Annotated in this window: 18 protein-coding genes; 8 read left to right on the top strand and 10 right to left on the bottom strand. The window is 69.4% G+C overall.

Annotation, left to right across the window (positions count from 1 at the left end):
• Nucleotides 1-86: 86 nt before the first annotated feature.
• From OX958_RS32575 to OX958_RS32565, 3 genes are all read left to right on the top strand, one after another.
• Nucleotides 87-1100 carry a LacI family DNA-binding transcriptional regulator gene (locus OX958_RS32575; protein WP_270134074.1) on the top strand — a complete coding sequence of 338 codons (1014 nt, stop codon included), beginning with the start codon at nucleotides 87-89 and terminating at the stop codon, nucleotides 1098-1100.
• Between the two features lie 4 nt (nucleotides 1101-1104).
• Nucleotides 1105-2169 (top strand): hypothetical protein, encoded by a 1065-nt coding sequence (locus tag OX958_RS32570; protein ID WP_270134072.1) that lies wholly within the window; start codon nucleotides 1105-1107, stop codon nucleotides 2167-2169.
• Between the two features lie 182 nt (nucleotides 2170-2351).
• Nucleotides 2352-3005, top strand: a complete 654-nt coding sequence (locus OX958_RS32565; protein ID WP_270134070.1) for a hypothetical protein — start codon at nucleotides 2352-2354, stop codon at nucleotides 3003-3005.
• A 79-nt stretch (nucleotides 3006-3084) separates the two neighbouring features.
• On the opposite strand, the gene OX958_RS32560 is transcribed toward OX958_RS32565, so the two are convergent.
• Nucleotides 3085-4236, bottom strand: a complete 1152-nt coding sequence (locus tag OX958_RS32560) for an NAD(P)/FAD-dependent oxidoreductase (RefSeq protein ID WP_270134069.1) — start codon at nucleotides 4234-4236, stop codon at nucleotides 3085-3087.
• Nucleotides 4233-5777 carry an aldehyde dehydrogenase family protein gene (locus OX958_RS32555; protein ID WP_270134068.1) on the bottom strand — a complete coding sequence of 515 codons (1545 nt, stop codon included), beginning with the start codon at nucleotides 5775-5777 and terminating at the stop codon, nucleotides 4233-4235. The genes OX958_RS32560 and OX958_RS32555 overlap by 4 nt, the downstream gene beginning before the upstream one ends.
• Nucleotides 5778-5943: 166 nt before the next feature.
• On the opposite strand from OX958_RS32555, the gene OX958_RS32550 reads away from it, so the two are divergent.
• Nucleotides 5944-6426 carry a J-domain-containing protein gene (locus tag OX958_RS32550; protein WP_270134066.1) on the top strand — a complete coding sequence of 161 codons (483 nt, stop codon included), beginning with the start codon at nucleotides 5944-5946 and terminating at the stop codon, nucleotides 6424-6426.
• A 13-nt stretch (nucleotides 6427-6439) separates the two neighbouring features.
• On the opposite strand, the gene OX958_RS32545 is transcribed toward OX958_RS32550, so the two are convergent.
• Nucleotides 6440-8587 (bottom strand): thiamine pyrophosphate-dependent enzyme, encoded by a 2148-nt coding sequence (locus tag OX958_RS32545; protein ID WP_270134065.1) that lies wholly within the window; start codon nucleotides 8585-8587, stop codon nucleotides 6440-6442.
• Between the two features lie 99 nt (nucleotides 8588-8686).
• Between OX958_RS32545 and OX958_RS32540 the strand changes: the two genes are divergently transcribed.
• Nucleotides 8687-10120, top strand: a complete 1434-nt coding sequence (locus OX958_RS32540; RefSeq protein WP_270134063.1) for an MFS transporter — start codon at nucleotides 8687-8689, stop codon at nucleotides 10118-10120.
• Here the strand turns inward: OX958_RS32540 and OX958_RS32535 are convergent.
• Nucleotides 10072-10542 (bottom strand): GNAT family N-acetyltransferase, encoded by a 471-nt coding sequence (locus tag OX958_RS32535; protein ID WP_270134062.1) that lies wholly within the window; start codon nucleotides 10540-10542, stop codon nucleotides 10072-10074. The two genes, OX958_RS32540 and OX958_RS32535, sit on opposite strands and share 49 nt — an antisense overlap.
• A gap of 86 nt (nucleotides 10543-10628) precedes the next feature.
• Here OX958_RS32535 and OX958_RS32530 point away from each other — a divergent pair, with 86 nt between their 5' ends.
• Nucleotides 10629-11327: a hypothetical protein gene (locus tag OX958_RS32530; RefSeq protein WP_270134061.1), complete on the top strand. Its 699-nt coding sequence runs from the start codon at nucleotides 10629-10631 to the stop codon at nucleotides 11325-11327.
• 53 nt (nucleotides 11328-11380) lie between these two features.
• On the opposite strand, the gene OX958_RS32525 is transcribed toward OX958_RS32530, so the two are convergent.
• Entirely contained in the window at nucleotides 11381-12043 is a 663-nt protein-coding gene (locus OX958_RS32525) for a type 1 glutamine amidotransferase domain-containing protein (protein ID WP_270134060.1), read from the bottom strand.
• Nucleotides 12044-12115: 72 nt separating this feature from the next.
• Between OX958_RS32525 and OX958_RS32520 the strand changes: the two genes are divergently transcribed.
• Complete coding sequence (locus OX958_RS32520; protein WP_270134059.1) at nucleotides 12116-12991, top strand: LysR family transcriptional regulator; 876 nt, start codon at nucleotides 12116-12118, stop codon at nucleotides 12989-12991.
• On the opposite strand, the gene OX958_RS32515 is transcribed toward OX958_RS32520, so the two are convergent.
• From OX958_RS32515 to OX958_RS32495, 5 genes are all read right to left on the bottom strand, one after another.
• A complete protein-coding gene (locus OX958_RS32515; protein ID WP_270134058.1) occupies nucleotides 12988-13437 on the bottom strand; it encodes a hypothetical protein in 450 nt (149 codons plus the stop codon). The two genes, OX958_RS32520 and OX958_RS32515, sit on opposite strands and share 4 nt — an antisense overlap.
• 87 nt (nucleotides 13438-13524) lie before the next feature.
• The gene (gene ku, locus OX958_RS32510; RefSeq protein WP_270134057.1) at nucleotides 13525-14478 is read right to left on the bottom strand and encodes a non-homologous end joining protein Ku; all 954 of its coding nucleotides are present in this window, start codon (nucleotides 14476-14478) and stop codon (nucleotides 13525-13527) included.
• A 45-nt stretch (nucleotides 14479-14523) separates the two neighbouring features.
• Entirely contained in the window at nucleotides 14524-15405 is an 882-nt protein-coding gene (locus OX958_RS32505) for a hypothetical protein (protein WP_270134056.1), read from the bottom strand.
• A gap of 95 nt (nucleotides 15406-15500) precedes the next feature.
• A complete protein-coding gene (locus OX958_RS32500) occupies nucleotides 15501-15674 on the bottom strand; it encodes a CsbD family protein (protein WP_270134055.1) in 174 nt (57 codons plus the stop codon).
• A 57-nt stretch (nucleotides 15675-15731) separates the two neighbouring features.
• Nucleotides 15732-16520 carry a sigma-70 family RNA polymerase sigma factor gene (locus OX958_RS32495; protein WP_270134054.1) on the bottom strand — a complete coding sequence of 263 codons (789 nt, stop codon included), beginning with the start codon at nucleotides 16518-16520 and terminating at the stop codon, nucleotides 15732-15734.
• 269 nt (nucleotides 16521-16789) lie between these two features.
• On the opposite strand from OX958_RS32495, the gene OX958_RS32490 reads away from it, so the two are divergent.
• Nucleotides 16790-16933 carry a GPGG-motif small membrane protein gene (locus tag OX958_RS32490; RefSeq protein ID WP_270134053.1) on the top strand — a complete coding sequence of 48 codons (144 nt, stop codon included), beginning with the start codon at nucleotides 16790-16792 and terminating at the stop codon, nucleotides 16931-16933.
• The last annotated feature ends 97 nt before the right edge of the window (nucleotides 16934-17030 follow it).

Genomic DNA, 17030 nt, shown 5'->3' with positions numbered 1-17030 from the left:
AACCGGAGCTTGCGCCCGCCCGCGTGCTGCGCGACGCTGTGCAAGCGCTTTCTGCAGGGACAGCGCTCAAGCGAGAGGGAGGGTGCGTGCACAACCGCCCGGGCCGATCCCCACGGACCACGATCAGCGACGTCAGTACGGCGGCCAACGTCTCGGCCGCGACCGTCTCGCGCGTGCTCAACGGCACCGCCAAGGTCGATCCGCTGCTCGTCTCGCGAGTTCACGACGCCGTACGCGAGCTCGGCTACCGGCCGAATGCCGCCGCTCAGGGACTGGCGAGAGGGGAGTGGGGCACGATCGGCGTGCTGGTCCCCGACCTCGCGAATCCGTACTTTCCCGAAGTGCTGAAGGCGGTCTCGGCCGTCACGCGGGCTCATGGCCGCCGGATGATGGTGATGGAGTCCGACGAGGACCCCGCGCTCGAGTACGAACTGGTCGAGGACCTGATGCGCTGCTGTGACGGCGTGCTGCTCTGCTCGCCGCGGATGCCCCGCGCGGAGCTGGTCGAACTGCTGGGACGCGCGCACCCGATGGTGTTGTTCAACCGGGTCCTGCCCGGCCTTGGGGTGCCGTCGATCTCGGTGGACTTCGCCGGAGGGATGACGCAGGTCTGCGGGCATCTCGCGCAGCTCGGGCACCGGCGCGCGGCGTACCTGAGCGGGCCGCCGGCCTCATGGGCGAACGGCGAACGCATTCGCGCCTTCGAAGGAGCCCGCGCCTTCGGGCTCGAGGTGACGGTGGTCGAGTGCGGTGGCGCGACCAGTCAGGCCGGGTACGACGCCGTCGCCGCCGTGCTGGACTCGGACGTGACGGCGGTCCTCACCTACAACGATCTCGTCGCGCTGGGCGCCCTGGCGCGGCTGCGCGAGCTGGGCGTCGGCGTACCGGAGGAGCTGTCGGTGACCGGCTTCGACGACATCGCGCTGGAGCGGGTCGCGCACTCGAACCTCACCACGGTGTCGGTGCCGCGGGACGAGCTCGGCCGGCGGGCCGGCGAGATCATGGAGCGGTTGCTGGTCAACTCGTCCGACGCCGAACCGGTGTATCTGCCGATGGCCCTTCGAGTCCGCGACACGAGCGGGCCACCAGCCGTACGGTAGGCGCATGACCTCGTTGCCGGACCTGCCCGCCGAGCCGCTGCCGATGCCCAGGGCCGAGGCCGCTCCCGAGCCGCTGCCGCCGCTGGAGTCGGTGCCGACCTCTGCCGCGGGCGAGGAGTCGGCGGCACGGTTTCCTGATCTCTACCAGGCGGCGATCAACGGTCCGGCGACCTTCCGGCACCTGGTCCAGGCGCATCAGCTGGCCGCTTCGACCGACCAGCTGTCCTGCGACGCGGGCAACTGGCTGATCCCCGCGCTGTCACAGAAGTTCGGCGAGGTGCACGGTGGGATCGAGAAGGAGTACTACTGCAGCGAGGTGGTCGGCGGCTGCCTGCTGGCCAAGGACCGCGCGGTCTACTCGATCCTCAACTCACCGCCGCCGGAGCTCGTCGACGCCGAGATCGACTGCAAGGTGGTCGCGCGCGAGGCGCTCTACAACCTGCAGGGCAAGGGTGTGGTCCAGCAGCGTGAGGAGGCCACCGACCACGCCTACTCCGGGCTGACCCGGGTGATGGTCGCGGCCGATCTGGTCGCGAGCAGCGCCGGCCCCGAGGAGACCGCGGCGGCGATCGCGGCCGCGAAGAACGAGATCAGAGTGGTGAAGGCGCGGGTCGAGGTGCTGCTGCAACGGCAGGCGCGGCTCGAGTACTTCCAGGGCGTCCTCGGTGGGATCGTGCCCACGTTCGTACTGGTGATCCTGTTCGGCCTGGCCGCGAACGCCTGGTGGCGCAGCGCTCTGGTGCCCTCGGTCCTGGTCGCCGCGATCGCGATGTCGGCACTCGGCGCGACGATCAGCGTGATCCAGCGGATGGGGAACGGCTCGCTGGTGATCGACCACAGCGCCTCCCGCTGGCAGCGCACGATGCTCGGTGCGTTCCGGCCCGGTGTCGGGGCGATCTTCGGCTGCCTCGGCTATTTCACCTTGCTCGCCGGGGTGCTGGCGGCCGGCGCCGCGGTCGGCACGCCCGCCTCCGTGGCGGTCTTCGGCCTCACCGGGTTCGCGGCGGGCTTCAGTGAACGCTTCGCCACCGACATGCTCGACCAGGCGAGCAAGCTGATCACCAAGTAACGGTGGGCCGAGTGGCCCCAGGCGGCGATGTGAACGCGACACGCCGGGTGACCAGTAGCCTTTCGACCGGCTGGGTCGTTGGTTGTCCGTACCGGTCGGCGAAGGCTCGCCGCCCGGGGTGTTGGCAGTGGTGGCCGATCCACTAGCCTGGGTCGGGTTTTCGTCGGCAACGTGGAGGATTCGTGAAGCGGTTCGTAGTACCGCCGAGCTGGCCCACGCCGCCCCGCCGCAGCTGGATGCCGCCGAAGACGTGGCGTCCCGATCCGTCCTGGCCGGCCGCGCCCGACGACTGGAAGTTCTGGGTCGACGGCAAGGGCAACGCGGTCCGCGGCCCCGTCGGTCGGTACGGCGGACCCTCACGGCGCGTGGTGGCCCTCGGCGCCAGTGGCCTGGTGCTGTTCCTGGCAGTCAACTTCTGGGCGTTGTCCGCGATCGGACTGTTCGACGGCGGCCCGTCGAACTCGCAAGCCGTGCCGGTCGTCGACGACAGCACACCCACGCCGTCGGTGAAGCCGTCGACGCCGCCGCGGACGACCACGACCGCCGAGACGGCGCCTCCGCCGCCGGTGCAGAAGACCACCAGGCCGACCAGGACGCCGTCGCCGACCAAGACCAGGACGACGAAGAAGCGCGAGGACCGCGAGGACCGCGAGGAAACCAGGACGACGCCGGTCAGACCGAGCGCCACCGCGACCAGGACGACGACGAGGCCGACCCGTCCCACGCCGAGCCGCACGCTGACGCGCGAGCAGATCCTCGCCCAGTACTGCGCGGCCCAGGGCTGGGACCCGTCCTGGTGCGACCCGGACAACTGGCCCGACTCCGACGGCCCCTGAGTCCTCGCCGGGCGTTGGACCCTCGACAGCGCCGGAGTCCTCGACGGACCTACCTCCGTACCGTTTCGTGGCTGCCGGGTCAGACGATGTTCTGTTCGGCGCGCGGCCCCGAGTTCCGGAAGCGGCCGGCGTCCAGCGGTGAGACGTCCACGAAGGAATCCCTGCCCAGGTAGAGATCGCGGATGATCTCGCCGACGGCCGGACCCTGAAGAAAGCCGTGGCCGGAGAAGCCGGTCGCGTAGAGGAAGCGGCCGACGTCCGGTGCCTCGCCGATCAACGCGTTGTGGTCGGGCGTGTTCTCGTAGAGCCCGGCCCAGCCGCCCGTCAGACCGACGTCGAGCAGCGACGGCGCTCGCTGTTCCATCGCGGCGGTCAACCGGGGAAACCAGGCCTCGGAGCGATCCAGGCGGAAGCCGGGCTGCTCGTCCGGGTCCGACATGCCGATCAGCAGGCCTGGACCTTCGCTGTGGAAGTAGAACGTGCTGCTGAAGTCGATCGTCATCGGCAACCCGCGGGGCAGCCCGGGAACAGCTGCTGTCACGACGATCTGGCGACGGAGCGGAGTCACCGGCAACTCGACTCCGGCCGTCGCGGCCAGCGGTTCCGACCAGGCGCCGGCCGCACAGATCACCGTCGAGGTCGCGACGCTGCCCCGGCTGGTCCGGACACCGCGAATTTCGTTGCCAATAGCATCGATCCCGAGAACGTCGCAGCCGGTCACCAGGCGGGCGCCCAGTTTGCGGGCGGCGGTGGCGTACCCGAGGACGACGGACTCCGGCGTACAGTGCCCGTCGTTCGGTGAGAAGCAGGCCGCGAGCAGGCCATCGGGGGACAGGATCGGGGCCAGCCGGACAGCCTCGGTGACGTCGAGCATCCGGGTCGGCTGGCCGGCCGCGTTCTGCAGCCGGGTGCTCTGCTCGAACAGCTCCACCTGCTCGTTCGTCGACAGCAGGAACAGGTAGCCGACCCGGCGCAGGTCGATCTCCTGTCCGGGACGCTGACCGAACCGGGCGAAAGCCTCCAGGCTGCGCGCCCCGAGCGCGATGTTCAGGTCGTCGGAGAAGTTCGCCCGGACGCCACCGGCCGCCTTCGACGTCGACCCCGAGCCGAGCTCGTTGCGCTCCAGCAGCAGGATGCCGGTGACGCCGGCCTCGGCGAGGTGGAAGGCGATACTCGTGCCGATCACCCCGCCGCCGACGATCACCACCTCGGCCCTGGCGGGCAGCGTCATGGCAGTCTGAAGTCGAGGTCCGCCTCGACGGTGACGGTGTCCAGTTGCGCCTTCTGCAGCTTGCCCGAGTAGTCCCAGTTCATCGACTGCCAGCGGGTGAACTGGTCGAGCACCCAGATCCCACTCTGCCGGGACCCGTTGCCCGACTTGCCGTTGCCGCCGAACGGCAGGTGCGCCTCGGCGCCCGAGGTCGAGTTGTTCACGCTGACCATGCCCGCCGAGATGCCCTGCGCGAACCGGAACGCCTGACGGGGATCAGTGGTGTAGATCGAGCTGGACAGCCCGTACCCAGGTTTGTTGCCCAGAGCAATTGCTTCGTCGAGGGTCCGGTACGTCGTGACACCGACGATCGGCCCGAACGTCTCGTGCAGGAACAGTTCGTCCTCGGCGCCGACACCGTCGACGATCACCGGGTGGTAGAACAGGCCGGCCGCGGGGTCCCCGACGAACCCGTCGCGCGGATTGCCGGCGGTGATCCGGCCGGTCGCGCCGATCACGGTGTGGTGGGCGCCGATCCAGCCGAGCGACTTCTCGAACCCGGCCGCGAACTTCTCGTCCAGCAACGGCCCGAACAGCACGTCCTGGGTCGGGTCGCCCATCGCTGCCGCGCGCACCGCCGTACCGAACCGGTCGACGAACTCGTCGTGCACCGACTCGTGCACGATCACCGTGCCCAGTGACGTGCAGCGCTGTCCCGCGGTGTCGAAGCCGGAGAAGAGCGCCCCTTCGACGGCCAGGTCGAGGTCGGCGTCCTCGGTGATCACCATCGGGTTCTTGCCGCCCAGCTCGAGGCAGGGGGTCTGCAGGTGGCGGCCGCACAGCTCGCCGATCCGGCTGCCGACCTCGCTGGATCCGGTGAAGCCGACCTTGTCGACCAGCCCCGCGGCCAGGGACTGCTCCAGGCCGGCGAAGGTGTCGGGGCCGTCGGCGTACACGAGGTTGAAGACGCCCGCCGGTACGCCGGAGTGCGCGAAGATCTCGTAGAACGCGTTGGATACGACGGCCGAGTACTCCGCGGGCTTCCAGGTGACCGTGTTGCCGCACAGCAGCGCGGGCACGATGTACCAGGAAGGTACGGCGACCGGGAAGTTCCCGGCCGAGATCACCACGACCGCGCCGACCGGGCGGCGGAAGGTGAACAGTTGCTTGTCGGGCATCTCCGACGGCACGGTCTGACCGTAGAGCCGGCGCCCCTCGCCGACGAAGAAGTCGCAGGTGTCGATGATCTCCTGCACCTCGCCCAGCGCCTCCGCGAGCGGCTTGCCGATCTCGCGGGTGACGAGTGCGGCGAGCCGGGCCTTGTTGGTGGCCATCAGCCGGCCGATGTTCGCGATCACCTGACCACGCTGCGGGGCCGGCAGCGCCGCCCAGCCCGGTTGCGCGTCGCGCGCTGCCCGGGCGGCCCGGACGAAGGTGTCCGGCCCGGCGACGCCGATCGTGCCGACCACGTCGGAGGTGTTCGCCGGGTTGGTGGAAGGCGTCCTGCGGACCGGGTCCGGGACCCGCTCGCCGTTGACCACGGACAGGATGACAGACGACACGGGTGGGTCCTCTCGGTCGGATCGCGTTCGGTGCTGCCAGCCTCAGTCATCCCGCCCGGCTTGCCAACCCCACCCCGCGCGCCCTCGCCGGTCTGATTGTGAATGCAATCACAAGGCGGTAAGCTGGAGCCTGTACAGCAACCATGTCGCTGACTGGAGGGCGTACATGACCGACCGCAAGCCGCCGGGGATGAAGACCGAGGACTGGGTCGAGGCGCAGATCAAGCAGGCGCAGGCGCGGGGTGACTTCGACCAGTTGGCCGGCACCGGCAAGCCGCTGCCGAAGCTGGCGGACCCGCACGATCCGGACTGGTGGGTGAAGGACTTCATCCGCCGCGAGAAGATCGAGACCGACGCGCTGCTGCCGCCGTCGGTCCAGCTCCGCAAGGAGAAGCAGGCGCTGCAAACCAAGCTCTCGGTACTCCGCACCGAGGCCGAGGTCCGTGAGTACCTGCAGGATCTCAACCGCCGCATCCTGCTGCAGATCCGCGACGCCACCGGCGTGGTCGTCCCCGTCGGCCCGGTCGACGAGGAGGAGATGGTGGCCCAGTGGCGTGAGGGCCACGAAGCCCGTCAGGCCGCCCGCGCGGCCGCTCGACCTCCGGAGCCGGAACCGAAGCGCTCGTTCTGGCAACGCCTCTTCGGCTAGACCGCACGCGCGGTCAGTGCCGGAGCAGTTCGCGGGCTGCCGCTTCGATGGTCTCCTCGCTCAGCAGGACTTGCAGAGCAGCGTTGCCGAGCGGAACGAAGGAGTCTTCGCTGGTGACCCGGGCCATCCTGCCGGAGTAACCGGCGTCGACCAGGGCGGCGAGCACGCCTTCGGAGACGCCGCCGGAGCGGCGGGTCTCGTCGACCACCAGGACCCGGCCGGTAATAGTTGCCTCGCGCAACAGGTCTTCCAGCGGCAGGGGGGACAGCCAGCGAAGATCGAGGACCCGGACTCCGGGGAGCCGGGCGGCGACGCGCAGGCTCATCGGCAGGCCGTTGCCGAAGGTGACGATGGTGAGATCGCGGCCTTCGCCGTAGACCCGCCCGCTGCCGATCGGAACGTGCTCCGCCGGGTACGGCGCCACCCACTGCTCGTCGCCGTCCTCGTACAGGTCACGACGGTGGTACAACGCGATCGGCTCCAGGAACACCGACACGGTGCCCTCCGCGTGAGCCGCCGCCGCGCAGGTGTGCAGCATCGCCGCGGCATCATCGGGCCGCGACGGTGACGCGATCACCAGCCCCGGGATGTCGCGCAGTACGCCGATCGCGTCGTCGTTGTGGAAGTGCCCGCCGAACCCCTTCTGGTAGCCGTAGCCGGCGATCCGCAGCACCATCGGATTGCGGTACTGCCCTTGCGAGAAGAACTTCAGCGACGCGGCTTCGCCCCGCAACTGGTCCTCGGCGTTGTGCAGATAGGCGAGGTACTGGATCTCCGGCAGCGGCAGCAGCCCCGAGACCCCGGCCCCCAGCGCCAGCCCGAGGATCGACTGCTCGTCGAGCAACGTGTCGAACACCCGCGCCGCGCCGAAGGACTTCTGCAGCCCGCGCGTCACGCCGTACACGCCGCCCTTGCGCCCGATGTCCTCCCCGAACGCGAGAGCCTCCGGGTACGCCGCGAGCACGTCACCGAGCGCCCGGTTGATCGACTGGCCGAGGGTCAGGGGCTCGGTCCGGCCGGCGCCGGCCTGGTGCCCCGGCAGCGACTTCGCGACGGCCGCCCGGTCCGGGAAGGCCAGCGGCGCGGCGACGGCGGCAGCCGATCCGAGCTGCGGCAGGCCGGCCACTTCGCGGGCGATCCCGAGCACCTCGGTGCGCTTGTTCTCGTAGAGCTCGACCACTTCGTCGGCCTGGTACCCCAGGGACAGCAGCAGCCTCGCGGTACCGAGCAGCGGATCAAGCTCCTCGTCGGCGAGCAACTCGGCCGGACTCCGGTACGCCGCCTCGACGTCCGACCCGGCGTGGCCCATCAGCCGCACCGTCCGCAACCGCAGGAACGCGGGGCGCCGGTTCCGCCGGACGAAGGTCGCCGCCTCGGTCGCCATCGTCAGGGTGGCCGCGAGATCGGTGCCGTCGGCATCGAAGTACCGGAGGCCGTGACGCTGTCCGTAGGTCTGCTTGATCCAGCCGTCCGGGGTCCGCACGCTGATCCCGATCCCGTTGTCCTCGCAGACCAGCAGCAACGGCATCGGGATGCCCTGGTACGACGCGTGCAGGGCCGCGTTGATCGCACCGGTGGCGGTCGAGTGGTTGGCCGAGGCGTCGCCGAAGCTGGTCACCACGACGGCGTCGGCCGGCCAGGGCGACGGTACGCCGAGCTTGGCGGCGCGGGCGATCGAGAAGGCGACGCCCATCGCCCGCGGCAGGTGCGAGGCGATCGTGGAGGTCTGCGGGATGATCGCCAGGTCGTGCCGGCCGAAGACCTTGTGGCGGCCGCCGGAGATCGGCTCGCTGGTGGCCGCGGCGACGCCGAGCAGGATGTCGCGGAGGCCGTCCTTGTCCTGGTGCTGGGCGGCGCGGGCCAGGTAGAAGGCGCCGGAGCGGTAGTGCAGCAGGGCGGGATGGGTCGGCCGGAGGGCCGCGGCCACGGCCGCGTTGCCCTCGTGGCCGGCCGAACCGATCGTGTAGTAGCCGTGACCCTGCGACTGGAGCCAGCGGGCGGCCAGGTCGGCGTGACGGCTGCCGAGCTGGGCGTCGTACAGGCTGAGCAGGACCTCGGCGGGGTGTTCGCAGGGGACCGGTACGAGGGCCCGGACCCGCTCGGCGAACAACTCGTCGACCGCGGTCACGGCGTCGGCACTGGGTCGGAGATCCTCACCCACCCCATGATCCGCGAAGTTCCGCCGAACCACAGCCTTGCCCACGGGTCGGGCGGGTCAAAACGGTTCGGCACTGTCGGTGGCGGCTCGTAGGGTGGCGGAATGAACAAGGTCCGTTGGAGGGCAGTCCGGCCGTTGCGCCATCGCGACTACCGGCTGCTCTGGATCGGGCTGGCGGTGGCGCTGCTCGGCAGCGGGCTGTGGCTGGTTGCGCTGGCCTGGCAGGTGATCGAGCTCGGTGGCGGTCCGGTGCAACTGTCGGTGGTCACCACGGCGTACAGCGTTGGGTTGCTGGTCTGTGTGCTGTTCGGCGGGATCGCGGCCGATCGGCTCTCGCAACGCTCGGTGATGATCGCCGCGGATTCGGTGCGTGGCGTGGTGCTGCTGGTGGTCGCCGGGCTGGCGCTGGCCGGCTGGCTGGAGATCTGGCAGCTCGCGATCGGCGCGGTGCTGATCGGCGCCGGAGAGGCGTTCCTGATCCCGGCGTACACGGCGCTGGTGCCGAAGCTGCTGCCCGCGGACGAGCTATTGGCGGCCAACGGGCTGGAAGGTGTCCTGCGGCCCTTGGCTCAACAGGCGACCGGCCCTGCGCTCGGCGGGCTGGCGATCGCGGCGCTGTCACCTGGGATGGCGATCCTGGTGGCCGGACTGACGTACCTGTTCTCCGCCGGTTGCGTGATGGCGATGCGCGTCCAGCCGGAGCTCGGTGGACGGTCGGTGGAGCTCGACGACGCGACGCGCAAGGCTGCCGTGGACGAAGCAGTCGGCGACGCGGCTCCCACGGGAGTCAGTTCGATGGTGGCCGATCTGCGCGAGGCGTGGGGATATGTGCGGAGGACGCGATGGCTGCTCGCGTCGCTGCTGTTCGGGACGGGGTACGTGCTGCTGATCCTCGGGCCGCTGGAGGTGCTGCTGCCGTTCGCGATCAAGGACCAGCTCGGTGGTGGGCCGGGTGATTTCGGGCTGGTGCTGGCGGCGTTCGGGATCGGCGGGGCACTGGGCGCGTTGCTGATCTCGTCGCGCAGTCTGCCCCGGCGCTATCTGACCGTGATGACGCTGATGTGGGGTCTCGGTACGGCGCCGATCGTGGTGCTGGGGTTCGCGACGGACCTGTGGGTGATGGCGGCCGGTGCCGCGGTGGTCGGCGCGACCGGATCCGCGGCGATGGTGATCTGGGGGACGCTGCTGCAACGGCGAGTGCCCGACCACCTGCGCGGCCGGATCGCCAGCCTCGACTTCTTCGTCTCGCTGCTGCTGATGCCGGTCTCGATGGCGTTGGCGGGGCCGGCGGGCAGCCTGTTCGGGGTGACCGCGGTCTTCGTCGTGGCCGGGGTCGGCCCGGCGCTGATCTGCTTCCTGGTCGTCTGGTTCGGCCGGATGCTCGAGGACGAGCTGGCGAACCCGCTGGACGCGGCTGAGGACGATGCCGTCGAAGCGCAGCCGGAAGTTGTCGACGTGGACACCGCCCGGAGCGATGACGGCGGCGTTCAGGACGAAAGAGGCGGCGCGGAGAAGCGGATCAGCTCCGACGCCTGATCACCGGCCCAGTCGATCGGTGTCCGGGCGATCTCCTGCCAGCCCGCCTTGCGGTAGAAGCCGGCCGCACCATCGCGACTGGCCACGACGTCGAGCAGCAGGTGCCGGCCCTGCGATCGGGCGAACGTGACGGCGTGCTCCAGCAGGAGTCGTCCCAGCCCGGAGCCGGTACGCCGCGGCTCGACGAACAGCCGCTCGACCAGCGCCTCCCGGGCACCTTCCGCGGTGACGATCAGGTGACCCACGACCTCGTCGTCGACCGTGACCACCCAGCAACCGAGCGCCTCCCACGGCGACAGCCAGGCGACCGGGTCAGCCGGCCAGTTGACCGGGTAGCCGGATGCCTCGTGCACCTCCGCCAGGAGCCGGACGCAAGTTTCGAGGTCGGCCGTCGTACGGATCCGGATCGCTGGGCTAGCCACGGTTCGGATCCTTTCACGCGACCTCCGGAACCCCACGCCACCCCGACTCGTTGATTCAGCAGGCAGTTTCTCCACGGGTGGGTGAGATGCGCGTTCCCCTCTGGCTCCGGCGTACGGCGGTGTCCGCCGCCATCGGCATCGGCACGGCCGGTGTGCTGGCGGGCGTGCTGATGTTCGGCCCGCTGGCCTCGACGATCCTGCTCGTGCTGATGTTCGCGCTGATCTGGCCGCTCGCGGCGGTGGTCGGGCGCCTCGCCGACGGCACGCCGTACCGGTCACCTGTGCTGGTGGCGGCCGCCGCCGCGGGGGCGATGCTCGCCGTGCCGGGGCTGATCCGGCTGCTCACCGGGGGAGCGATCGGGGTGCTGGTCGCACTGACCGCGGCGATCATGTTCGTCCTGGTCGATCTGGCCCTGCCGGACACGCGGCGCGAGCGGCGACCGTGGGGCCTGCGAGCACGCCGGAGAAAGCCCAGGGACCCGCAGCACGATCCGGAGTACGGCGAACCGGCCGGCCTGAGCCACGCCGAGCAGGTCGCGGACGAGAAGTTGATCGCCTCGCTCCGCTGCCCACTGTCCGTCGAGGAACTCTGCGCGGTCTGGAGCGAGACGACCAAGACGCTCGCGCAGGGTGCCGGGCCGCGGGATCGGCAGGCCGTCGCCGAGGTTCGCCGGATCTGCCTGGACGAGTTCGAGCGGCGTAATCCCGACGGCTTCCGGCGTTGGCTCGATGCCGGCGCTCCCGCGGACCCTGGCACTTACCTGCTGCCCAGTTCGGGTGACTAGCGCGCAGTGTCAGAAGTTCGGTCCCCAACTCCTGCTGCCTCAGACGCAAGCCACTAGCGCGCTGTGAGGACCGCAGCGACCGCAGTCGCGGTACTGCGTGCTGATGCCGGGTTCTGTCCGGTGACGAGGCGGCCGTCCGTGACGACCTGGTCGGTGAAGTCAGCGGCCGGGTGGTGGATCGCGCCGTGGGCGGTCAGTGCGTCGGCCAGCAGGAACGGGACGACCTCGGTGAGGCCGACCGCGTTCTCCTCGGCGTTGGTGAAGGCGGCGACGTTCTTGCCGTCGACCAGGTAGCTGCCATCGGTCAGCCGGAGCTCGACCAGGGCCGCCGGGCCGTGGCAGACCGCCGCGACCACGCCGCCGTTCTCGTAGATCCCGGCGGCGAGCGAGGCGAGCGCCTTGTCGCCGGGGAAGTCCCACATCGCGCCGTGCCCACCGGCGTAGAAGATCGCGTCGTAGTCGGTCGCGGTCAGCTCGGACGCGGTCCGGGTGTGCTCGAGTTCGGCCTCGGCGAAGAACTGCTGCTGGGCCGGGTCGGTCTCGTCCACCCCGTCGACCGGCGGTTCGCCACCGGCGACCGAGACGACCTCGACCTCGAACCCGGCCGCGGTGAAGACGCTCCACGGCTCGGCGGCCTCGGAGGCATAGAAGCCTGTACTCCGGCCGGTGTCGCCGAGCTCGGAGTGGCTGGTCAGGGCAATCAGTACGCGTGTCATGGCTCCATCATGGCCAGGTCCAGCCATTGGAGACCAATAGGCAAGCAGTGGACCAGGCATAGACTTTCCGATGTGTCGATCTCCCTGGACCTGTTGCGAAGCTTCCTGGCGATCCACCGGGCAGGGTCGATCACGGCCGGTGCCGAGCAGCTCGGGTTGTCCCAGCCGACCGTGACCGCTCAGCTCAAAGCGCTCGAGGCGGTGGTCGGGCGGCCGCTGTTCGAGCGGCGGGCACGCGGTGTGGTGGCGACTGCCGCGGGCGACGACCTGGCGCGCCGAGTGGCGGATCCGATCGACCTGTTGCAGGGGCTGGCGGTCGACGAACTCGAGGAGCCGGTCACGGCGACGGTCCATCTCGGGGGCCCGGCCGACTTCATCAGCCATCAGGTGCTGCCCGCGCTGGCCGGCCGAGTCGCCGACGGGCTGCAGTTGCGGACCCGCTTCGGCCTTCCCGACGAGCTGATCGACGGGTTGGTCGCGAAGTCGCTGGACGTGGTGATCAGCTCGGTCCGCCCGCGCCGGCCCGGCGTACGGGTGACGCCGTTGTACGACGAGACGTTCGCGCTGGTCGCCGCGCCGAACTGGTACTCCGGCGGTCCGGTGAGCACGCCCGACCAGTTGCGCCACATCCCGCTGGTCGCCTATGCGGAAGAGGCGCCGATCCTCCGTCGCTACTGGCGCAGCGTCTTCGGCGTACGGCTGACGAGAAGCGTTGCGGTCGTCGTACCGGATCTGCGAGGTGTGCTGAGCGCAGTACTGGCCGGCGCGGGCGCGAGCGTCCTGCCGCTGTACTTGTGCGAGAACGACCTGCAGGCAGGAAGACTGGCTCTCCTGGCAGACCCCGAAACCCCACCACTCAACACCGGCTACGTCGCCATCCGCTCAGACGCGGGCCCTCGAAGCCCAGCCACCCACCTGCGCAGTCTCCTCCTGGAAGCCCTGCACTAGCCGGCTGCCTCCAGCAGCTTGATCCGTCTGCGCAGATAGCGCGGCCGCGAGAACTGGTAGACGAGCAGACAGAGGTAGAGCGGGATCAGAACAAGGCGCCACAGCGAACCATCGTCGAGCAAGCTGACCACGTTGATGATCAGCAGCAGACTCCAGATGACCAACGCCGCGATCCGCCAACGACGCAGCTGCGCGAGCTGGTGCTCAGCCAGCCTGACTCCGGCCGCCCGGATCTCCGGATCAGCGGGAACCGGTCGCCTGCGCTGCAGTGCCCGGAGCGCGGCACGCCGTACCGGCGCAGGTGTGTCGCCCAGCGCCGCTTGGGTGGCGAGGTCCAGCCTGCGGAAGACCAGCGTCATCGTAGCGGCGAAAAGCAGCCCGCTGATCACCCCGCCGACCAGCGCGAAGCCGCGACTTCCCCCCTCGTGCTCGCTGTACAACCCCATCGCGAGACCGAAGACCAATCCGCTCAGCAGGCACGAAACCCAGAGCGGAACCTTCTTCGGCCAAGCGCGCATGGTGGTCTGCAACTCTCAGGCGGCCTTCTTCGTACTCTTCTTGGTGGTCTTCTTCGCCGTGGTCTGCTTGGCGGCCGTCTTCTTGGCAGATGACTTCTTGGCGGTGGTCTTGCCGGCGGTGGTTTTCTTGGCAGCGGTCTTCTTCGCGGCGGTCTTCTTGGTGGTGGTGCTCTTCTTCGCCGACTCGCGGCGGGAGCGGGCGGCCTCGACGCTGGCTCGGAGGGCGGTGACGAGGTCGGTGGTGGTGGTCGCCTGGGGCTCTTCCTCGGTGAAGACGATCTCCTTGCCCTTGCGTCTGTCGGCGACCAGCTGCTTCACCCGTTCGGTGTAGCTGTCCTTGTAGTCGGCCGCGCGCCAAGTGCCGCTCATCGCCTCGACCAGGTCGACCGCCATCGACAACTGTTTGCCGCCGGACGACTTCGACGGCAGGTCGCTGAGTTCCTTCGACGGGTCGCGGATCTCGTCGGCGAAGAACATCGTCTCCAGCACCAGGACCTTGCCGTCGGCCCGGATCGCGGCGAGGTACTCCTTGCTGCGCATCACGAACGACGCGATACCGGCCCGGTTCGTCTTCGCCAGGGCATCCCGCAGCAGCCCGTACGACGAAGCGTTGTCGCTGTCCGACGGCGCCAGGTAGTAGCTCTTCTGGAAGTGGATCGGATCGATCTCGTCGAGATCGACGAACCGGGTGATCTCCAGCGAGCGGGACCGGCCCGGCGCGATGTCGGCCAGTTCCTCCTGCTCGACGATCACGTACTCGCCGCCGCCGACGTCGTGACCCTTCACGATCTTGTCGTAGTCGACCTCACGCCCGGTGCGCTCGTTCACCCGCTTGTACCGGATCCGGTCCGGCGTACCGCGCTGGAACTGGTGGAAGTCGAGCTCGTGCTCCTGCGTCGCGGAGTACAGGCCGACCGGCACCGAAACCAGGCCGAAGCTGATGAACCCACTCCAGATCGCGCGTGCCATCGTCTGTGTCCTCTCTGCGAACCGGTCCGGTTCCGGGTACCCAGATCAGAGCCGGTTGTACCGCTTGCGTGCCTCGCGACTTTCCTTCTGCGCCGCCCGGGCGGCCTTCCGTGCCTCGTCCAGCTCCTCGCCGATCCGGTGCACGGCCTCTTGCGCCGCGACGAGAGCATCGCGCGCCTCGGTGAGCTGAGTATCGAGCTCGGCCACGCCGGCTTCGGCTGCCTCCGCCGCCGCGACCGCGTCCTCGAACTCCGTCCGAGCAGCCGCTTTCTCAGCAGCCTCGCGCTCTTCCCGCTCCCGCTCGGCCTTCTCCCGCTTGGCTTTCGCGGCAGACGACTCGCTCTCAGCGTCCGGCTCGGCTTGTGCGGAGTCCTTGGCCCGGCGGCGATCCTGGGCTCGTTTGCGCCGCTCGTCGGTCAGCGCTGTGACGTTGGACGGTTCGCCGCTCTCGTCGACCACCCCGAAACCGACGTGCCGCAGCGCGCTGGTGAGCCGTGCCTCGCGGACCGCTTCACCGGCGGCGGGATCGACCAGCGCGGCATCGAGGGTCTCGCGGAGCTTCTGGGCGACGTCCGCGCTGACCTTCTGGCCTTCGCGGTCGGCCAGGCCGGCCGCCGACTTGGTGAGCTGGTCGAGCAGTTGGTGCCGCTTCGGGGTGAGATCGCGGAGTCGTTCCCCGTCGAGGTCGGCAGTGGCCGCACGAAATTCGTCACCCAGCGCCAGCAGGTCGTCCAGGTCGTCGGGAAGTTCACGAGAGACCAGGTTGGCCAGCCAGGCGGCGACCGTCGGCTTCCGCAGAGCCTTCAGCCGGGTCGAGCCGAGCTGGTCACCGGTTGCTTTCAGCTGCTTGGCGAGCTCGTTGCGCCGCGAAATGAAGTCGGCCGACGGCGCTGCGTACAGCGCGTCGGCCGCTTCGTCGAAGTCCACCCGACCGACGCTACCCGAAGATGCGGCCGCGGCCGGAGGTCAACTCCCCGTCGGTCCGGGCCGTGTCGGGCCCGAACCGCACAGGTGGTGGTGGATCAGTTCTTGAAGGCGTCCTTGGCCTTTTCGCCCGCCTGCTTGAGATCTGCGACGGACTTGTCCGCCTGGCCCTCGGCCTGCAGGTCTTCGTTGTCCGTCGCGTCGCCAGTCTTTTCCTTCATCTTGCCCTTGGCGCTGTCGGCTGCGTTCTTCATCTTGTCGCCGATACCCACGATTACTCCTCTGCCGTTGCGAATCGGATACCTCCCAAGTGCCCGGGCGCCCGGATCTCAATCAGCGGGACGGGTGAGATCCTCACGAAGCCGGTCGAGAATTCCGCGGAGCAGCCGGGAGACCTGCATCTGACTGACGCCGAGCTCCTGGCCGATCTCCTCCTGGGTGAGGCCGCCACAGAACCGCAGCGCCAGGATCTGACGGTCACGGTCGTCGAGATCGGAGACGGCCGGAGCGAGAGTGTGCACGTTCTCGACCAATTCGTAGCCGTCCTCGGCATCGGCCACGGTGTCGGCCAGCCGGGCACTGTTGTCGGCAGCGGCCGGAGCATCGAGCGAGAGGGTGGTGAAACAGCCACGGACCGACGCGGCCTCGGCGACCTCCGCCGGCTCGGTGCCCAGCGCTTCCGCTGTCTCCTCGTCGCTGGGCAGGTGACCGAGTTGCTGGGTCAGCTCCGGCTCGGCCGCCGCGATGGAGCCCTGCATCTCCTGAACCCGGCGCGGCGGCCGGACAGCCCAGGCGCAGTCCCGGAAATAGCGCTTCAGCTCGCCGCGGATCGTCGGTACGGCGTACGAGAGAAAAGCTGTGGAGGCGTCCGGACGATAGCCGTTGGCCGCCTTGACCAGGCCCAGATAGGCGACCTGCTCGAGATCGTCGGTGTCCACGCCCTTGCGGCGGTAGCGGGAGGCGATCGACCGGGCGACGGGCGCGTTCAGGATGATCACTTCGTCGAGCAGCTGCTGGCGGCGCGGAGCGGGCAGCCCGTCCGCCTGAGCGAGTAGCTCCTGGGTGGAGTCGGCGATCAACTGCTGAGCTTGCGTACTACGAACAGGTGCGATCGTCACGGTGAGAAACCTCGTCGTGTCGTCCTGCGGCGGTGGCGTCATTGCTGAACCACTTGCTCCACCAGACCAAACGAGAACCGCAGATGCAAGCCCGCCGGTGTTACAGCTGTTTGAATCCCACTCCGCGGACGGGCCCGGGGTTTGCGTTCCGCGACGGCGGGCACCAGACCGGGCAGCAAGATCGTCGGATGGGGTCCCGACGCGTCATCGCACGGGGTATCAGCCGCCGGAGCTCGGTGTCCGGCTCCGGCAAAGAGAAAGGCACGATCATGCTCACGATTCTCTGGATCATCGCGGCGATCCTCGTCATCTCCGGGATCGTCTCCCTTGTTCGCGGTCAGCTCCTGATGGGCGCCGCACTGATCGTCGTCGGCCTGCTGGTCGGGCCGGGCGGCGTGAGCATCTTCACGTAACCAGGAAGTACTTGGTTGGCCGCAGCCCCCGGCCTCTGGCCGGGGGCTGCGGCGCTGATCGGCCGGGTCTTCCGATCCTCGATGAAGACTGACAGCG

Source organism: Kribbella sp. CA-293567, from assembly GCF_027627575.1.
Classification (GTDB): Bacteria; Actinomycetota; Actinomycetes; order Propionibacteriales; family Kribbellaceae; genus Kribbella.
Note: the sequence above shows the minus strand (reverse complement) of the source record. Positions and strands in the feature narration are given on the sequence as shown.

Excerpts from the sequence above, each read along its gene's own strand:
- OX958_RS32570 (WP_270134072.1), top strand. The coding sequence starts at position 1,105 with ATGACCTCGTTGCCGGACCTGCCCGCCGAGCCGCTGCCGATGCCCAGG.
- OX958_RS32560 (WP_270134069.1), bottom strand. The coding sequence starts at position 4,236 with ATGACGCTGCCCGCCAGGGCCGAGGTGGTGATCGTCGGCGGCGGGGTG.
- OX958_RS32550 (WP_270134066.1), top strand. The coding sequence starts at position 5,944 with ATGACCGACCGCAAGCCGCCGGGGATGAAGACCGAGGACTGGGTCGAG.
- OX958_RS32540 (WP_270134063.1), top strand. The coding sequence starts at position 8,687 with ATGAACAAGGTCCGTTGGAGGGCAGTCCGGCCGTTGCGCCATCGCGAC.
- OX958_RS32530 (WP_270134061.1), top strand. The coding sequence starts at position 10,629 with ATGCGCGTTCCCCTCTGGCTCCGGCGTACGGCGGTGTCCGCCGCCATC.
- OX958_RS32525 (WP_270134060.1), bottom strand. The coding sequence starts at position 12,043 with ATGACACGCGTACTGATTGCCCTGACCAGCCACTCCGAGCTCGGCGAC.
- OX958_RS32515 (WP_270134058.1), bottom strand. The coding sequence starts at position 13,437 with ATGGGGTTGTACAGCGAGCACGAGGGGGGAAGTCGCGGCTTCGCGCTG.
- ku (WP_270134057.1), bottom strand. The coding sequence starts at position 14,478 with ATGGCACGCGCGATCTGGAGTGGGTTCATCAGCTTCGGCCTGGTTTCG.
- OX958_RS32490 (WP_270134053.1), top strand. The coding sequence starts at position 16,790 with ATGCTCACGATTCTCTGGATCATCGCGGCGATCCTCGTCATCTCCGGG.